This window comes from Vibrio sp. FE10, assembly GCF_030297155.1.
Classification (GTDB): domain Bacteria; phylum Pseudomonadota; class Gammaproteobacteria; order Enterobacterales; family Vibrionaceae; genus Vibrio; species Vibrio apostichopi.
In genome coordinates this window covers 898,238-916,581 of record NZ_AP028068.1, presented here as the reverse complement: position 1 = coordinate 916,581, position 18,344 = coordinate 898,238, and the positions used below count along the sequence as shown (strand labels likewise).

The following is an 18,344-nucleotide window of genomic DNA, read 5'->3' as shown; positions in this document are numbered from 1 at the left end:
ATTTCACTGATAAGCGCATCGCTAATATCTGATATAAGTTAACCAATATTGCACTAGCAATAAAGCAAATAGATACTACTTAATATGACGTTTTAATGTTTATTTGTTATTTAACTTAATTTTTAATGACTTGTTAGGTTATTTTGATTTAGATCAATATTAAATTAAAACAATGGCATTTAACAAAAGCAAAGCGAAATTTATTAAGTTTTCACCCAATTGGGTGATGATAAAGATATCACTTGGTGACTAATATCTATTTAAGATAGCGAAAAATATCACACAATATTATAGCTATCCAATTGCTGTAAATTTAAGGGATGATAAATGCAGATATCAGAAAACGCTATTCCGTTGGATAATGGATTCAATAAGTCCCCCTCTGAATTTGAAGAAGAAATCAGAGAAGGTCTCATCGAAATGGGGGTTGAACATGTCACTTTAGTTATCATGTCAAAAAATCAGAACCCAGTCTTCAAATATATTGAAGGTCTTAGTGGTCGAATCTCAATCTCCAAGCGAGTCACCGAGAAGCTAGACAACTACCTCGCTGTAGCCTCACAAGAGGAAAAAGGGCAAGTATGCCACGGCCGAGATTCAATTATTGATAACCGAATTTTTGACCATGAGAAACTATCAATTGTAGAGAGTGACCTTAACTTTTACTCCATCTATGAAGACCTTTCTTACCATTACGAAATTGCGATCATTTTCCATAGCGTCACTGCCCTCAAGCCCGACGAATTTCGCCAACTTGAACTTATCTGCGACATCACTATCGCTTGGGCAAACTCTTGGATTGCTCATCACACTATGCTATTGCATTGGGCCCGCTACGCTGAACCTACAACCACGCACATCCCTCCTATCCTTACCAAGTCAGAACTTGATGTGATGGAGCTAATAATCAAAGGGTTAACAGGATCAGAAGTGGCGCAAGTACGCAGTGTTTCCAAAGAAACCGTGAGAACGCAGATCAAAAGTATTCTCCACAAAACTCAGTGCAAAAACCAAAATCAACTGATATCTCGCTTTGGGAAAGGTCAATGGTTGATGAATCAAACAACCCGTTCAGCCTACACGTAATTCCTAAGAAAATGCAATAAGGTAGGGTACTTATGTCACACCACCTTCCATCTCCATATATCTGTTTAATTACTAGAGATGCTGTTTTATCTCGGGTCGTACGAGACATTTTGAAATTTTCATTCCCATTGAATCAATTTCAATTTCTCGAGTCATTTTCTGAACTTGATATCAGTTATAAAGGCATCGTCATTTATGATAGACAGACCATACCCATGCCAAACAAGTGTGGCTTATCTATCGTAAATAGACAGGACAAGTGGATTGCGATCAATACCATCAACTCTAGTTGTTACGATTATTTGCAACTTGGATTCTTTGGTCAGATTGAAACCAATCATTTTGAATTTTTACCCAAAGCAATTAAGTCAATCCAAGAGGGTGAATTATGGTTTCCGCGCCATGTGATGGAAAGTTTTATAATCGATTTATGTATTAACGATACAGAAAAAATACCGATTTCTATCACAGAAAACGTCACGGAGAAATTTTCATTAACGAAAAAAGAAAGACGTGTTTTTGAGTTAATGTTGCAAGGGTTTTCGAACATTCAAATAGCAAAGGACACAAATGTAAGCATAAATACCGTAAAAACTCATGCTTACAATGTAATGTCTAAGTTAGATGTTCACTCTAGATATGAGTTATTTGCAAAAGCACATAAATTAACCGTTTAAAATTAGCACTCTTTTCATACTTATTTATCAGATATATCACCCACCTTTGCGAGGCATATATCTCAACGACAAATTATTATCTAGTTGTTGTCAGTAATAACACAGGTAATGAGGGAATAATTATGAAAAAGTTAATGATAGCAGTAGCGGTAGCAGGAGTGATGTTTAGTGTAAATGGTTTTGCAGCATCAAATAGCGCATCTCCAGTAAGCTTCCAGGAGGTTGGGTTTCAATACAGTAATGATGCTCTGTTTGCTAACGCAAGTAACAGCGATGGTGCACATATTCGTATGGAAGGCACTATCCCACAACGTTGTGTGCTCAACTTACAGGCAGAAGGGCAAGCAAACTCAGTAAATGGCGATATCCGTTTAACAGGTATGCTCGATGACAGTAAAAACACAATTCTAGGTCTAACTAGTAAACCTGTAGCTAAACTTCGCGCGTGGTGTAACTACGGAAAATCAATGGATGTCGATATGACCGCAACACCATTCAAAATGACTCGTTTTGGCATGGCCATTGGTAAAGAACGCATCGATTACACATTACAAGCAAATCAAACCGATGTTTTCGATACGAGCAACGCAAGTGATGGCCTGTTTGGTCATACAACAGGCAACTTCAAAGTCAAATGGAGCGGTAAACATCAAGAAAACAAAATTGCTGAAATTCCTCTTTCTATCACAACAGAAGGTGCAGCTTTAGCAAGAGCAGGTAACTATCGCTCAACTGTGTATGTGAAACTCCAAGCAAAAACTTGTCACGCATTTTGCGGATTTTAGTTCATAAATTCGAGCCCACTAAAGTGGGCTCTTGTCACCAAGGAAGGGCTTTATGAAAACAACTATTTTAATTTTTAGCCTATTACTGCATCACGTCGCTGCCTTGTGCTATGAAATAACACCTATGTACCAAGAGATGCAAGAGTTTGGCAGAAAAGCACTGACAAGCTACACCATCAATAATACTCAAGACCGTTCACTTCCAGTCGAAGTGGTCGTATACGATGTGACCTATGACGAAACAGGAGAAGTGCTCACATTAAATGAAGACAGCTTTCTAATTCTTCCCCCTCAAATTATGGTTAACCCCTTAAGTTCACAAAAAATTCGAGTTCGCTATATCCCAAGTGATGCTCTCACCACAACAAAATTGTATCGAATTGAATTCAACGAATTAGAAGTGAAAGGCCAAGAAGATAAAGAAAGTAAAATCAAAACACTACTGAGTTTTTCAACCCTCGCCTTTGTCTCACCAAACGCCTTAGAACCAACAATGAAAACCTCGCTCAAAGACAACAATATCATCGTTGTTGAAAACACAAGTAAAGTGCTCGTCAACCTACTTCAATCAGTGTTCGAACTGCAGACCAGTGATGGAAAAAAAGACCTTCCTTGGAATGAGATTGATACAAAAACAAGTGGTTACTTGATGCCAGGTGCGACCGCACATTACCCAATCCCAACTATTCTCGGCAATGTGAGTGGCATATCTGTAAAGCAAGAAAAATAACATTGAATTAAAAGCTTATACATTTTTAGTACTAGGAGGGAAACATGATCCGATCTTACGCAGCCCTCCTGTGTATCTCTTTATGTTTATTTGTAGAGCCTAGCGCTTATGCTGCTGATTGGTTGTTCCCATTCCCAATTAACTATCTCGGCTCAACGGTGGGCGATATCGATGCATTTTCTGATGGTAAAACCGTATCTAAAGTGAACACCGTTCAACTGAATGCACTTATTGGTCCTGTCCTGTCATCAGAAGTGTCAGGCAAGCTATCTTCATACAAAGAAAACTTTATTCCAATTGATGTCCTTGAAGAGTGGGGAGTTTTACTCTCTTTCTCCCCATCTGATATGGAGATTACATTGTCTTTTGTTCAAGATGCTAAAAAAGAGCAGACCCTGACATTCAACACACCTTACTCTCCCCCGATCTATTCAAAGTCATCATTTTTCACCAATATTAATAACTTGAACTTTGGCGTCTCTGATACACGAGGAGTCGAAACTCAAAGTGACGAGCAACAATGGAATATTGAGTGGCTATCTACAGGTAACTTCGCTGGTGCTCGGGGAGTGAATTATAAACTTTCAGGGTATTTTGATGGCGGAACCGATGACGAACAAACCTTCTATCGTGGTGACGTATCTGCCTTTGTCGACCGAGCGGATGTCCCTTATCGATTAACTTTTGGCGACCAAGTCAACAGCACGTCGGGGCATTTACCAAGTGAGCAATTTGGCGGGGTCGGTTTTGAACGCAATTACTCAGCATTACAGCCGAATCGCAGTATTCAAGTTGGCGGTACACAAGCGCTCATCCTAGAAGAATCAGCCGACATTGACCTCTACATCAACGGTTCTTACATCACTGAATTTCGTTTACCTCCAGGCCGTTACCAATTAGACGACCTACCGCTTTCTTCGGGAAGCAACGATGTTCGCTTGGAAATTGAATATCAATCAGGTCGAACTGATTCCATTCTCTATAGCGTGTTCTACAACTCTAAACTACTCAAAGAGGGAATCTCTGATTTTGGTTTGTACCTTGGTGCCCCTTCTGAAATTGAAGACAACCGCTATGAATACGATACTGGGAGTCTTATTTCCACCGCCTACTATGACTATGGCTTAACCGACTATTTGACGCTTGGGATGAATGGGTTCTATCACAAAGATGGTTTCATATTAGGAGGCATATCTACCCTTGGTACACCGCTGGGTAATATAGGCCTACGGCTCTCTGGCAGCCAATCCAGCGAGTATGACGAAACGGGTTACATCGCAAGTTTGGATTACGCAGCCTCCCTTTGGGACCAAAATAACTACAGTGCACCCAACTTACGTATTGCGCTTGAATCTTATGACTCCTTCTCCTATCAACCTTGGACTGAAGAGGGTTCTACTGGTCACTCGGCAGCTGTCAGTTATACCTTTGGCATTACCGACGATATTTACTTATCCGTTTCATACAACCTAGATAAAGAAAGTGGCTACGATACTGAATGGAGTGCAGAAGCTTCAACATCTTGGTCATATTCAAATGTTGTTATTGGCTTAGGTGTCACTCACGAAGAAGATCCGAACGAGGGAACTTCAAATACTGAAGGTGTGGTTTCGGTCGACTGGACTTGGAGTTCAGATGATGGTCAATACTCTGCAGATCTCGGTTACGCTAGTGACACTGAAGTATTAAGAACCAACTTCAGCAAACCGAGTAAAAACCAAGTTGGTCAATATGGTTATGCGTTATCTGCAGACGTTGAATCTGATCAAGGCCAATATCAAGTGCGTGGCGACTATGTAAGCAACCGAATTCGCTACGACGGTGACATCACCTATTACAACGCCACCGAGTCTGAAGACACCGTAGTCACCTCATTTAGACCAAGTACAGCGTTTACTATTAGCGACGGCGCTTTATCTTGGTCGCGCCCGATATACGGTGCGGCAGCGGTCGTACAAGTTCACGACACCTTAGAGTCTGAGGTACTGATCAACAGTGATGACGACGACAAAGCCGAAGCTATCTCTTCAAATAGTCTCAATAATGCCGTGAGCCTTTCCACCGCTCATACCTCTCAAAGCTTTACAGTGTATGCGCCCGATGCTCCGATTGGCTACGACATTGGTAACTACTTCTACAACGTTACTCCAGGAGCCTACACCAGCCACATTTTCACCGTTGGCTCAGACGCATCCAAAACTGTGATCGGCAGATTGAACTTAACCGATGGAAAACTTTTGTCACTAACTCAAGGTTACTTCATTAACGATACCGGCGATTCCATCCCATTTTTCACCAATAAAGGGGGTCGGTTCGTTGTGGAAGGGATCCGCAGCGGGCACTACAAGATTCAAACCATGGACTCAGAGATTACGGGACACATGAACATCCCGGAATCAGAGGACAATCTAATTCGTCTTCCAGAGATTCAACTCATACAAGGAGCGAGCCATGAATAGAAAACCCTTAATAAAGACAATGCAATGGTTATTGGCGTCAACTCTACTTGCGTCATTTCTGGCATCACCCTCAATAGCTTTTGCCGCGAATTGCGCAGGCGTTTGGGACATCACTCAATTGAGCAATGCACCGATCGAATTTGATAAATCGGGCTATGCCAATATCCGATTTGAGTTGAAAAAACTTCGCTCTAAAGCTGAACAATGCACACTAAAATCTGTGCGTTTAAAGGTGCTCGACCGTCCAAAAGCTTCACATATTCACTTCATTAATCAGAATCAAACCATGCTGTCTTATGACCCTAAAGAGCGTGAATATTTACTTAACTCTCAGCACAATCGTCCGATTCGATTTTCGTTGGTCGACCCCAAAGCAAAAATTAGCTATGCAGCTAAATATGCGGTGCCATTTCTCGTCAAATTACAGTTCAAAAATGACCAGGCCCATACACTATCAGCGAACGCAAACTACAAAGTTAAGTCATTCGTTTCTTTAGATTGGTCTGGCCGAGGTAACAGTTTCCACAAAACAACATCAGGGTATCGCTGGGCTTTGGGTGTTCTATCGAGCAACAAACGCTATCAAACCGATTTTGTAATCAGTTCAAATTCACGTACCGAACTATGGGTAAAACCAAAGTATCAACAGTTGGTAAATTCTCAAAACCCTGAGTGGACGATTGAATACAAGCTTACCGTTGACGGCGTTGAAATGTCACCAACGCATCAAATGCTTCCGATAAAGCGTTATTCAAGGGGAAGACACAATATCCCTCTTGATCTAAGAATCACTGGAAATACAAACCTATCACGAGCAGGACACTACAAAGAAGAGCTACAGGTACAAGTAAAAGCCATAGACCCCATTTTTTGAACGGGCGCATGAATACTCACGGGCTTCGAGTTTTTCGAGCCAAGGTTAAACGATATGAATGTATTGAAAGTCATCATCAAACAACGCCACTGGGTGATAGCCTGTGCGGCATTATGCATCTTATGTTTACACATTGGTGATATTAGGAAGTTGACCGGATTTGTTGAAAAAGACCAACAACATCGAACTCAGCTCATTCAATTTCTTGTCCAAGACAACGTATCCCGAACACTAGAAATATTAGGAACGACATTGTCGTCTTCAAGCAGCCAGATCGACGTTAATAACTTGAAAGGTGCTATTCATACCTCATCATCTTCTTTCTATGAAAGTGATTTCCCAACCGTAGCGCATCGCTTTGGCATAAGCGACGAATCTTCTTTGTTCATCAATGCAATTAAGCATCGTCGTACACTGTGGGCGTTAGACTACGACCAAACCAACTCTCAAGTGCATTTAGTCGCTGGTAATATTCAACCACCCAATTATTTTGAAACCCACTTCGACTTAATGCCCTATTTCCCGCGAATCAATGCTGGGTCGAATACCATTTTAATGATTGAAACTGAGCAACAAGAATTCTTCATGCCTTCTGGTGAGTCAGCCAGCATTACCTTCGCCAGCAACTCAAACAACTCAAACAACTCAAATAGCTCAAATAGCTCAAATCAATTAGATGCTGACACCACTTTCCACTTTACCGAGACGCACCTCGGTAACTTGCCGTTCTTTAGACTCAATTCAAACGACAATCGATATTTCCATTTGATCACAGTCCCTCTGCCCCAGCTGAACGCGAAGTTGTTAGTGTTCGACAACATGACAACCTCAGTTGTTGAGATCATAAGGTCACAACAAAGTCTCATTGAAATTATTCTGCTATTGGGATTGATCTACGTATTGATGCAGGCATTTTCTCGCTATCAGGACCGAACGGCTAAAGCACTAGAATCAGACACTCTCACAGGGCTTAAAAACCGACTTTACCTTGAAAGTGCAAGCTCACGTATCGCACAAAGCCAGCAACAGGAACACCCTCGCTGTGTAGGTGTTATCGCCATAGATCTTGACCACTTTAAGATGATTAATGATAAATACGGCCACCACACTGGGGACTGTGTTTTAGTTCGAGTCAGTGAAATATTATTAGAAAGCGTCAGAAGACACGATGAGTGTTATCGAATCGGTGGCGATGAATTTATTGTCATCATTAAGACGGAAAAGCAGTCTGATATTGTAAAGCTTGCCGATCGCATTCGAGCAAAAATATCGAGCGACCAGCAATTACACAGCCAAGTCAGTGGGGGGATTTCGGCATCACTGGGGCTAGTTGACTTATCTACGGGGCAATCCATTGAAGAGGCTATTATCTCTGCCGATGAGTTGTTGTACCAAGCCAAACACAGAGGCCGAAATTTAGTACAAAGTTCGATTTAACCCTTCATAATTACACGACAAATCGAAAGATAAAATCAAATAAATGGAGGAAGGAAAAGAGATATTGTCTGGAACTCAAACACCATCGCAGAGATGCTGCCGATCATTGAACACAATGACTATCTGGGGATCTTCCCGAATGTACTCATCAACAAATACACGGCCAATTCGAATTTAAAAACGATGGACTGTGATTTCCTTCCTGAGACACTGAATATTGGGATGTTCTGGCATGCATCACGAAACAATGATCCGAGCCATAAATGGATTAGAGGTATCTTCTCAGAAGCGGCGAAACAGCTTCATACTCTAAAAAGCTAGCTTTCAAATTGTGATAAAAAATACAGATAGCGGGGCTTGGGGCTTTTGGGACTTGGGATAGAGATTTGAGATTAGAGATTAGAGATTAGAAATTAGGCCTATTGGATACGAAATAGGCCTATCACGAAAGGTAGACTTAAGCGTTATCGATCGCTTTCAACACTTTACATGGGTTACCTACGGCAACCACATTGGCTGGGATGTCTTTGGTCACAACACTTCCAGCGCCAATCACGCTGTTTTCGCCTATGGTTACGCCAGGGCAGAGAATCACACCGCCACCCAACCAAACATTGTCACCAACGTTAATCGGTGTGCCAAACTCAACGCCTTCTTCAACACGTCCTTTCACATCGAGTGGGTGACCTGCCGTTAGAATCTGTACATTTGGTCCGAGCAACACATTGTCACCAATGGTCACTTCAGCCACATCCAAAATCACGCAGTTAAAGTTGGCGTAAAAGTTCTTACCCAATTTAATGTTTGAGCCGTAGTCACAACGGAATGGGGGCTCTAAATGCGCATTGTCACAGCCAGGAATCAGCTCTTGCGTGGCCGCTTCCCATTCAGGTGTATCTGGAATGCTGTTGTTGAGTTTTTGCAGCGTTTTTTTACACTCAATTCGCGCTGAATAAAGCTCTTTATCCCAAGCCTGATAAGGCTCTCCGGCTAACATTTTTTGTTTTTCTGTTCTCACGTTACTTACCTATTCTTTCAGATTACTTACCTAATACAAATGGTCAATTCAACGACCAAAGAACGCAATATCGCATATCTAATAAAGCGGAGTAAGCAAGGTTTGAGCATGATTTCAGAGATGCGTAGCCCATCACTTTTTGTAGGCTCAATATGAAACTCACTCACAGTTAATTGAGCCTAGACACGCAGGGCAACCGAGTCGCGAATCACCAAACTTCCTGTCGTACTCAAGGCTTGTGCTTGCTCAGTTTCACCGACAATTTGTAGAATCGCCTTTTGCGTCATTTGCTCTAGTGGCACACTCACAGAGGAAAGACTTGGCGTTAAAAACGCACCCACTTTACTGTTATCAAAACCGACGATAGAAACGTCTTTAGGTAGTGAGTAACCAAGTTCAGTTAAAGCCTTAATCGCGCCAATCGCCATGTCATCGTTTTCAGACAAAATAGCGGTGAATGTTATTTTGCTTTTTACTAAAGATTGAGCCGAGTAATAACCACTCTCCATTGTCCAATCGCCTTGAACGACTTTAGATTCATCTAATGCAATATCGTGCTTGGTTAATACATCTTGATAGGCTTGATAACGCTGTTCATCGGTCGATGAGCCTGCTTTACCACGAATCACTGCAATGTCTGTGTGGCCTTGCTCAATGATATGTTCAACCATCAAACAAGCACTTTGATAATGGTCGGTGGTGATTGCATGATCGGGCTTCGATGGCATTTCGCGGTTGAGCACTAAAATCGGTGTATCAGTGCTTTCGATGATCTGCGCGATCTCGCTTTCCGTTAAACATTGCGGATAGATGATGATGCCAGCACACTTCATATCAAGCAGGAAATTGATCGCCTTTCTTTCGTCTTCAGCACTGTGTTTACCATCGGTGATCACCAGTTGGTGATTCGACTTTTCACTATAAGACGCCGCGTGATACATCAAAGAAGAGAAATACGGGCCGTTGAACAACTCATTGGTGATTACAAAGCCGATGAAGTTGGTCTTCTTGGTCGCCAATTGCTGAGCTAACAGGTTTGGTCGATAACCCGTTTCTTGAATCGCATCAAATACCTTTTTCACCACATCTGGGCGCACGATATTCTTGCCATTTAAGACACGAGAAACCGTCGATTTAGATACGCCTGCGCGGTTAGCGACATCAAGCATGGTTACCATTCGCTTCTTTTCCTTTATAAAAAATTAGCCGACATAAGCCGACTAATTCATTGCAAAATGACAGCTCACAGTTCACATAACTGCGCTGGGAAATGCATTCTAAATAGTGGCACCGTTAGATGCAATCACGCCTTTATACCACTCGAACGACTTCTTACGTTTGCGATCTAAAGTACCGGATTGATCGTTGTGCTTGTCTACGTAAATGAACCCGTAACGCTTTTTCATTTCACCGGTAGTAAACGACACCAAATCGATACAGCCCCAAGGGGTGTAACCCATTAGATCAACACCATCAATTGCGACCGATTTTTTCATCTCTTTGATGTGATCGCCAAGATAAGCAATGCGGTAGTCGTCATTGATGCTGCCATCTTCTTCGATGGTGTCGACAGCACCGAAGCCATTCTCGACGATGAACAATGGCACTTCGTAGCGCTCATAAAGAGAAGCTAAACAGAAACGCAGACCGGTTGGGTCAATCGGCCAACCCCAATCACTCGATTTGATAAATGGGTTATCGACCGAGTTTTCATGGCCGCCATCCATCGCTTCTTCTGTCGATTGGTGAGAAGACGAGTCCAATGTGTTCGACATGTAGTAGCTAAAGCCTAAGTAGTCAGCCTTACCTTCCTTTAGAATTTGCTCATCTTCAGGCTGCATTTCAATGTCGAAGCCTTTGATTGCCCAATCGCGTTTTGCATAACTTGGGTAGTGGCCACGCACCATCACATCCGAGAAGAAGTAGCGATCACGCATCGCTTGCTGTGCGACCATGATGTCTTCTGGCTTTGAAGAGCGAGGGTAGAAAGGCACCATCGCACACATTGCACCGATTTGAAGATCTGGGTTAATTTCGTGACCTTTCTTAACCACTAAAGCACTTGCCACAAACTGGTGGTGAACCGCTTGATACATCGCCTCTTGCGGCTTTTCACATTGTGGGAACTTCACGCCAGAGCACAACCAACCGAAGATGTCTGCCGAGGTATTCATCTGATTATTGATCTCATTAAACGTCATCCAGTACTTCACTTTGTGCTGATAACGTTCCATCACAGTAGTCGAGTACTTAACAAAGAAGTCGATCACTTTACGGTTCATCCAACCACCATATTCTTTGGCTAGATGGTAAGGCATTTCAAAGTGGCTCAACGTCACGACTGGCTGAATATCGTATTTCAACAACTCATCAAACAAGTCATCGTAAAACGCTAAACCCGCTTCACACGGCTCGGCATCATCGCCATTAGGGAAAATACGTGTCCAAGCGATACTGGTTCTAAAACACTTAAAACCCATCTCAGCGAATAACTTAATGTCCTCTTTGTAACGATGATAGAAATCAACAGCCACTTGGTTTGGGTAGTTTTCGCCGTCGATCACACCATCGGTGATTCGACGTTGTACACCATGAGCGCCAGCTGTTAATACATCAACAACACTCACACCCTTGCCATTCGCATCCCAGCCGCCTTCTAACTGATGCGATGCTACTGCACCACCCCATAAAAAATCGTTCGGAAATTCGTTGTTCATACCATTACCCGCTACAAGTTATTCGTGAAAAAGATCAGAATTAGAGAAGCAATCGCAACTCTGAAACCGATTTCAATAAAAGTAAAGATACACATTGAAACCGGTTTCAACAATGCCTTTTTGATCTTTTTTTGATCAAACTTAGGATTGATTTGAGTTCATAACTGCCAATCGACTCCTTTCATTAAAACCAACTCAAAAGGTAATTCCTTAGTTTCTAGGTTCAACCTAGGCTAAGGACTGTGCTTTGGCGCACACTCATCCCACTCGCGCTCACTAAAATGGCAAACGTTTCCTTCACTGACATGAGCACGCTATGAAAAACCTTAAAATGAAACCTTTATGCTTTGCTGTCTCGGTATTAACGACAGTGGCTTCAATGCCAGCCCTAGCCGAAATAAAAGAAATCACCCTGCTTCATACCAACGATATTGAAAGTGTTTACGAACCCGTCGATGCGTTCTGGAATGATGACATTGAGCTGATTGGCGGCATCCCTTACTTGGCGACGTTGATCAAAAACGTTCAAGCTGAGGAAGGAACCAGTTTCCTATTAGACGCTGGTGATATTTATACGGGCGCACTCTCGAAAAAGTCGAAAGGTAAGCTGCCTTTCGACCTATATAACTCAATGGGTTATGACGTAATCACACTGGGTAATCATGAATTCGAATACGGTTGGGAATCACTGGTAGAAACCATGCCTCGTGCTCGTTTCCCTGTGCTCAATGCGAACATCTTCCATGAAGCTTCTGATTCGATGTTTGCTCAACCTTACACAATCCTTGAGCGTGATGGCGTTAAAATCGGCGTGATTGGTGTCATGGGAATTGATGCGTTCTACAACACAATGTGGAAAGGAAACCGTAAAGGGCTAACCGTCAAAGATCCTACGGAAATCGCTCAAAAATGGGCTGATAAGATCCGTGATGATGTCGATATGATCGTGGTACTAACGCACCAGAACAAGACGGCACCAATGCAAACAGACAAAGAAGCCGACGCAGAAGTTCAGCGCGGATTCGATGAAGACTACGAAATGGCCGGAAAACTCAAAGGCGTTGATGTGATCTTCGGGGGTCACTCTGACAATGGTTTAATTGAACCAGTCGTTCATCCAAAAACAGGCACCGTTATTGGCTTAACCTTTGGTCAAGGCATGCACCTTGGCTACACCAAATTTACTGTCGATACCGAAAAGCATGATGTGAAATTCTTAGGCGGAAAATTGATTCCAGTTGAATCTGCTAAGCTAGAGCGTGACGAAGCGACTTACGCATTGATTCAGAAAATTCGCGATGCTCACCCAACATTAGCAGATCAGCTTTCGACCCTAGATAAAGCCGCATCACGCCGTTACTATCGAGAGTCGAATATTGGTAACCTTGTGGCTGATTTGATGAAAGATGCAGGCCAAGCAGACATCGCAATGATCAGCTCAGGCAGCCTTCGTGTTGACCTAAATCCAGGTGCCGTCACTCGTGAAAATGTAATGAATCTTTTCCCGTTTACTGACACACTAACTGTGGTTGAACTAACGGGTGACAACGTTCAAGAGCTGCTTGAATACAGCTACACATTACCTTACGGTCTGGCGCAATTCTCAGGAATTAAAGCCACTTACGACAGTACACAACCAGAAGGTGAGCGTTTGATTAGCTTGAGTATCAACGGCAAGCCCGTATCCGAGAATCAGAAGTACAAAGTTGCGACATATTCATACGCGGCAAGCGGTGGCGATGGTTACACTGTATTTAATAAAGGCGAAACACTATCGAACGGAGATCCGGTCATGCAAGTACTGATTGAAGGTTTCCAAGAACGCAAAAACATCACAGTTCCTGAACTTGGTCGTCAAGTCGATGTAAGTCGTCAGTAACAGAGATACCCAACAACCAACGTCATAAAATATGTATCAGGGATTAGCAGGTACAACGCTCATGAGAACTCAGTTCAATTGCTGTAAAACATACAATTGTTTTAACCTAGCTAATCCCGATCTAAGCCTTTATCAGCGCAGCTCTCAATTAGGCTTCGCATCTTATAAATGCCCCTTGTGTGGGGCATTTACTCCGATACTGGAAAACGAGCCGATCCTCGCTTTAGCGAAGCAAATCGAAACCAATCAACTCCGCTTAGCTGATATTGAATGTCCTACTTGCTTAAAACACACCGAAACCAGCGCCTATGGGAGCACAAGGATCGGCACTCCCCGAGTTAAATGCAACCAATGCTCAACGGTATTCAGCCTACTCAATCCACACAAGACCAGTAGCACACTACAACCTTTGTTAACCCTGCTGACTTCTGGCGTTTTACCTAAAGATCTTCAACGGTTATCTCAACTCAATAGCAAGCTTTTCTATACGCGCCTAAAACAGTTGGCTCAGTTGCTGCAACAGCTCAATCAACTGCTGATTCAAAAATATCTCAGCGAAACCGAAAGCCGCGTGTCTCTGCATACTTCAAGCTTCACATTTTTATCACGCTCAGGAAAAGGAAATACCCTGAAATGCTGGAACCTATCGACCACCTAGAGCCAGTATGGTTTCCATGTTTTAGACACTGACAACTTTTACCAACATGGCACACAGAAAAGTCCCGCAGGGCTTTATTACTTGGACTCCATCGAAGCAACTGATGAATCATCAAATTCACCTTTAACAACCGTTCAGGCGACTTACGACAAAATCTTCGCTCGGAGCAAATTTGATGAATTAGGTTACGCCTATCAAATAGAGTGTCAGTCCAATGAAGGAAGCGTGCTTCGTCCCGTCTATGCTGCCCACGCCCATTGGATAAGTTTGTCTAAAATATTGCCTGAACTTCACCAATTCGACTTCTTTCTAGAACACGAGAGTTTCATTCGCGGTGGCGCCATCACCAACCTTACCCAACAGATAGTGGCTGGTCGCTTCAATCTTTATTACCTATACACAAAACCCTCGGCAAAGAATGCCGCGACTGATATTGAGCAAAAGAGTATTGGTTGGTGGGGAGAAAACTGGTCGACTCAAACCAAGCAATACCCAAGTGGCTATTGGGATGTCACTCTATGCCCTCTCACTGAAAACAAAGAGCCCAACCTTGAATTCAACGGCACTGAATGGCACCAAGACTACTTAAACCAGCTAGCTCAATGGTTACCTACCCAATATCAAAAGACCATCTCATACCAAATGTCGCAGCATTGGCGCGCCATATTCAGTTATTTATACAACTTCACCTACAGCCAAGATAGACGCCAATGTTTCGCCGAGTTTGAATTCGAATCAATTCTAAAAATAGTCTCAACACTTAACGCTTCAAACTCAAACTCAAACTCAAGATAGCGCCGCACAAACCGCTTATCAAAATATTCCAAAAGTCATGTTTGACCCGTCTACCAGTGTAGGCTTTAGACTTCGCACTCAGTCAACAATTAGGTGTGTTATGTCTATCAACCGTTCCTTTGCCACCCCTCAGCCGCTACTTTCTTTTTTTTATGAACTATCCGATCCCGCAAAAGGAATTGCACTCGCTTTAATCTCAAACGCCCTGTTTATTTTAGTCGGCGTTATTGTGCGAGAGCTCAGCCAAACCATCGATATTTTTCAGATATTGCTATTTCGACAGTTGGTTTTTGTCACCCTACTGATGCCTTCTATCGTCAGTAACATGGATGCGATGCTCAATCCTAAGATGGTGTCGATGCATGTATGGCGCGTCACTGGGGCATTCATCGCGCTTTACTTTAGCTTTTTAACCGTGAGTAACATTCCGTTTGCCGATGCAACGGCGTTAGGGTTTATGAAGGTATTATTTGTGGCGATCATTTCCCGCCTGTTCCTGCAAGAAAATGTAGGTTGGGCACGAATGACGACCATATTGGTAGGGTTTACTGGGGTGATGTTGGTTGTTCAGCCCACTCTAGATAGCGAGTCTCTGTTCTATGTTGGAACGGGCTTAGTGGCTGCGTTAGGCGCAGCAATTGCCGTTATCTGCGTAAGAAAAATGGCGAATATCGAATCTAAGGTTGTGGTGCTGGCTTATCAAGCGATCTTTGTTGGAGCCGTCGCTTTGATTCCAGCGATTATCGAATGGCAGTGGCCGACGTGGTCTGAACTCGCTTTATTGGTTTTGGTCGGCGTGATCTCTTCAATCGGACAATGGTTTGGCGTCACTGCCTACAAATGGGGAGAAGCGAACGTGGTATCGAATGTCGAATACTCACAGATGATCTACTCAATGATTCTTGGGTATCTGCTGTTCACGGAGTTACCAAACAACTTAGCTTTGATTGGCGCAGCGGTGATCGTTTTCAGTGCTGTTATGCCTTTTGTAATCAAGCTTAAGAAAGGCCAGTAGTTCATGATTCAATTTGCCCCTACACATTTGATAGGGGTATTGTTTTCCCTGAACTAAAGCTTATTCTTAATGCTGCTCGAAATACTGATCATGTTGTGATTTAGCTGCTTGGTCTTGAGTTCCAGGGTAGTACTGAACGAGCGTCTGATCGGCGAGAGTGAGGTGAATCCAACCCTCTTTGACTTTCAACCAGTTGGTGCCGTTTGTCTCGTAGACGATAGGAAAGCTGCCCCAGCCTGACTCTGATACCTGCAGCTCTTGAAAGCGATTAATCGGAGTGAGTTTATCGCTGTTGAAATCAGCATCGGCATAAACCAGCAGAGGCTCGATAACATCAGTCGGTTTAAACGTATAACAGCTGACAGACTCTGAAGTGCGGTCAAGCCATTGGTAAGGCTGTGCGCCAGTTAAATCATAAACGGTGCAGTCATTAAACTTAATGGCCCACTCTTGATGAGCTTTGAAACCAAGATAGCCTATTGGCTGTGATGGTTGGTCTGGCTTTGAATCAGTCTGTGGTTCATAAACCGGTTCTGAGGTAGCACAGCCCATAAGCCCAAGACTAAAAATAAAAGTCACAGCTCGCTTCATCATTGTCATACCTCAGTTCCGTTAGTAGATAAGTAACTCCATTAAGTCTCTACATTAAACGGTAAGTTCCAATCGATTACCATCAGGATCGAGTACACAGCTCTCATAATAGCCATCACCGGTTCTTCTTGGGCCATCTAAGCGCTCATATCCCTCTTCAACTAAACGACTTGTAAGTTCATCGACGGCCTGCTCCGACCCTAGCGAAATAGCCATATGAATGAAGCCGGTGAATTGATCATAGATGTCATCTTTCGATTCAGGAACCGAGTCCATTTCCATGATCTCTAAACGGCTACCGCTATCAAAAGATAAGAAGTAAGACGAGAAGCCTTTGGTTGGGTTGTGATATTTCTGGTTAGACGTCGCACCAAAGTAATCTTCATAAAAGCGTTTAAGTACTTCGAGTTGTTTGGTCCAAATCGCGATATGTTCAATCTTCATTTTTATCACCTAATGTTTACGTATGACACTAGATTACTCGCCAAACTAGGAAGGATAAACAGAACAGAATTCATCAAAGATGTTCCTATTTAATGGTCAGTTCAGTTATCAAAATAACAACAATTAGCTGCACAGTATTAACATCTAAGTTTGTGTAATACATAGCTTTGATCCATAGTCGGTGTTTTACACAATCCGAGATTAAAACTGTGAGCTTTTTAAAACTGATAACGCTAGCTGCCATATGGGGAGGCTCGTTCCTTTTCATGAGAATTGCGGCTAATCCTTTAGGCCCAGCAGTCCTAATTGAAGCGCGAGTTTTGTGCGCGGCAATCACCCTACTCTTGGTTTCTTTTTATCTGAAAAGGAAGCTCTCTTTTAATGCTCATGCGAAACACTTTTTCATTCTTGGCTTGTTTAACACCGCGCTTCCTTTTCTGTTTTTCGCTTATGCGGCTCAAACACTTAATGCGTCGACCCTTGCCATTCTTAACTCTACAGCGCCAATATGGGCAGCGATCATCGGGGCGATATGGACAAAAACTGCGCTTGAAAAGAAGGTGCTGCTCGGATTAGGTATTGGTGTCACTGGCGTCGGTGTGTTGGTCGGTTGGGATGCCATGAACATAGGCCAAGAAGCGGTTGTTCCTATTTTTGCCGCGGTTTTGGCTGCATTTAGCTACGGTATCGCCTCTAACTACACCAAGACAGCACCGAAGGTTGAAGCGTTCAATAATGCCCACGGCAGCATGTGGGCCGCAGTATTAATCGTATTGCCATTTGTGTTCTTCATTCCGATGAGAGAAGCACCCGATCTCACGATCACCACATCGGTCATCTTACTCGGCGCGGTTTGTACCGGTTTGGCATACCTACTTTATTTCAATCTCATTAATGAGCTTGGTGCGCCTTCAGCCCTATCAGTGACCTTCTTAATTCCGGTATTTGGTATTCTTTGGGGTAACTTGTTCTTAGATGAAGCGATTGGTATTAACACCGTGGTCGGCTCTATTTTGGTTATCACAGGTACCATGTTAGTCACGGGATTATCTCCGGCTAAGATGCTCAAAAATGCCCGTCAAAAGCGTCAAGAAAAGGCGAGCTAAACTCAGACTAAGTTTCGCTTCACGCATAAAGAAAAGTGGAACAATCAGATACAGAAACGGCCTCATTTTTGAG

Annotated in this window: 17 protein-coding genes; 12 read left to right on the top strand and 5 right to left on the bottom strand. The window is 43.0% G+C overall.

What is annotated here, in order from left to right:
- The first annotated feature begins 327 nt into the window (after nucleotides 1-327).
- The 7 genes from QUF19_RS21100 to QUF19_RS21070 all read left to right on the top strand — a co-directional run bounded on the left by QUF19_RS21100 (nucleotide 328) and on the right by QUF19_RS21070 (nucleotide 8,048).
- Complete coding sequence (locus tag QUF19_RS21100; RefSeq protein WP_286303108.1) at nucleotides 328-1,086, top strand: helix-turn-helix transcriptional regulator; 759 nt, start codon at nucleotides 328-330, stop codon at nucleotides 1,084-1,086.
- 32 nt (nucleotides 1,087-1,118) lie between these two features.
- Nucleotides 1,119-1,763, top strand: a complete 645-nt coding sequence (locus QUF19_RS21095; RefSeq protein WP_286303106.1) for a helix-turn-helix transcriptional regulator — start codon at nucleotides 1,119-1,121, stop codon at nucleotides 1,761-1,763.
- A gap of 122 nt (nucleotides 1,764-1,885) precedes the next feature.
- On the top strand, nucleotides 1,886-2,548 hold the full coding sequence (locus QUF19_RS21090; RefSeq protein WP_102434231.1) for a hypothetical protein: 663 nt from the start codon (nucleotides 1,886-1,888) through the stop codon (nucleotides 2,546-2,548).
- A gap of 52 nt (nucleotides 2,549-2,600) precedes the next feature.
- The gene (locus QUF19_RS21085) at nucleotides 2,601-3,278 is read left to right on the top strand and encodes a fimbrial biogenesis chaperone (RefSeq protein ID WP_286303102.1); all 678 of its coding nucleotides are present in this window, start codon (nucleotides 2,601-2,603) and stop codon (nucleotides 3,276-3,278) included.
- Nucleotides 3,279-3,322: 44 nt separating this feature from the next.
- Nucleotides 3,323-5,737, top strand: coding sequence for a fimbria/pilus outer membrane usher protein (locus tag QUF19_RS21080; protein WP_286303099.1), 2,415 nt, complete (start codon nucleotides 3,323-3,325; stop codon nucleotides 5,735-5,737).
- Nucleotides 5,730-6,611, top strand: a complete 882-nt coding sequence (locus QUF19_RS21075; protein ID WP_286303096.1) for a hypothetical protein — start codon at nucleotides 5,730-5,732, stop codon at nucleotides 6,609-6,611. The genes QUF19_RS21080 and QUF19_RS21075 overlap by 8 nt, the downstream gene beginning before the upstream one ends.
- A gap of 54 nt (nucleotides 6,612-6,665) precedes the next feature.
- Nucleotides 6,666-8,048, top strand: coding sequence for a GGDEF domain-containing protein (locus QUF19_RS21070; RefSeq protein WP_286303093.1), 1,383 nt, complete (start codon nucleotides 6,666-6,668; stop codon nucleotides 8,046-8,048).
- Between the two features lie 457 nt (nucleotides 8,049-8,505).
- Here the strand turns inward: QUF19_RS21070 and QUF19_RS21065 are convergent, their stop codons facing one another.
- The 3 genes from QUF19_RS21065 to QUF19_RS21055 form a co-directional block, all read right to left on the bottom strand.
- Nucleotides 8,506-9,066 carry a sugar O-acetyltransferase gene (locus QUF19_RS21065; protein ID WP_286303091.1) on the bottom strand — a complete coding sequence of 187 codons (561 nt, stop codon included), beginning with the start codon at nucleotides 9,064-9,066 and terminating at the stop codon, nucleotides 8,506-8,508.
- A gap of 179 nt (nucleotides 9,067-9,245) precedes the next feature.
- Complete coding sequence (locus QUF19_RS21060) at nucleotides 9,246-10,244, bottom strand: LacI family DNA-binding transcriptional regulator (protein WP_286303090.1); 999 nt, start codon at nucleotides 10,242-10,244, stop codon at nucleotides 9,246-9,248.
- A gap of 99 nt (nucleotides 10,245-10,343) precedes the next feature.
- Entirely contained in the window at nucleotides 10,344-11,783 is a 1,440-nt protein-coding gene (locus QUF19_RS21055) for a 6-phospho-beta-glucosidase (protein WP_286303088.1), read from the bottom strand.
- Nucleotides 11,784-12,099: 316 nt separating this feature from the next.
- Here QUF19_RS21055 and QUF19_RS21050 point away from each other — a divergent pair, with 316 nt between their 5' ends.
- From QUF19_RS21050 to QUF19_RS21035, 4 genes are all read left to right on the top strand, one after another.
- Nucleotides 12,100-13,662, top strand: a complete 1,563-nt coding sequence (locus tag QUF19_RS21050) for a bifunctional metallophosphatase/5'-nucleotidase (RefSeq protein ID WP_286303086.1) — start codon at nucleotides 12,100-12,102, stop codon at nucleotides 13,660-13,662.
- A gap of 31 nt (nucleotides 13,663-13,693) precedes the next feature.
- Nucleotides 13,694-14,320, top strand: a complete 627-nt coding sequence (locus tag QUF19_RS21045) for a hypothetical protein (RefSeq protein ID WP_286303084.1) — start codon at nucleotides 13,694-13,696, stop codon at nucleotides 14,318-14,320.
- 81 nt (nucleotides 14,321-14,401) lie between these two features.
- On the top strand, nucleotides 14,402-15,115 hold the full coding sequence (locus QUF19_RS21040) for a hypothetical protein (RefSeq protein ID WP_286303082.1): 714 nt from the start codon (nucleotides 14,402-14,404) through the stop codon (nucleotides 15,113-15,115).
- Between the two features lie 100 nt (nucleotides 15,116-15,215).
- Nucleotides 15,216-16,130 carry a DMT family transporter gene (locus QUF19_RS21035; RefSeq protein ID WP_286303079.1) on the top strand — a complete coding sequence of 305 codons (915 nt, stop codon included), beginning with the start codon at nucleotides 15,216-15,218 and terminating at the stop codon, nucleotides 16,128-16,130.
- A gap of 66 nt (nucleotides 16,131-16,196) precedes the next feature.
- Here QUF19_RS21035 and QUF19_RS21030 read toward each other — a convergent pair whose 3' ends face one another.
- Both QUF19_RS21030 and QUF19_RS21025 read right to left on the bottom strand, forming a co-directional pair.
- Nucleotides 16,197-16,724: a hypothetical protein gene (locus QUF19_RS21030; protein WP_286303077.1), complete on the bottom strand. Its 528-nt coding sequence runs from the start codon at nucleotides 16,722-16,724 to the stop codon at nucleotides 16,197-16,199.
- A gap of 51 nt (nucleotides 16,725-16,775) precedes the next feature.
- Nucleotides 16,776-17,165, bottom strand: a complete 390-nt coding sequence (locus QUF19_RS21025; RefSeq protein ID WP_286303075.1) for a VOC family protein — start codon at nucleotides 17,163-17,165, stop codon at nucleotides 16,776-16,778.
- A 266-nt stretch (nucleotides 17,166-17,431) separates the two neighbouring features.
- Between QUF19_RS21025 and QUF19_RS21020 the strand changes: the two genes are divergently transcribed.
- Nucleotides 17,432-18,271, top strand: a complete 840-nt coding sequence (locus QUF19_RS21020) for a DMT family transporter (RefSeq protein WP_286303073.1) — start codon at nucleotides 17,432-17,434, stop codon at nucleotides 18,269-18,271.
- Nucleotides 18,272-18,344 lie beyond the last annotated feature (73 nt).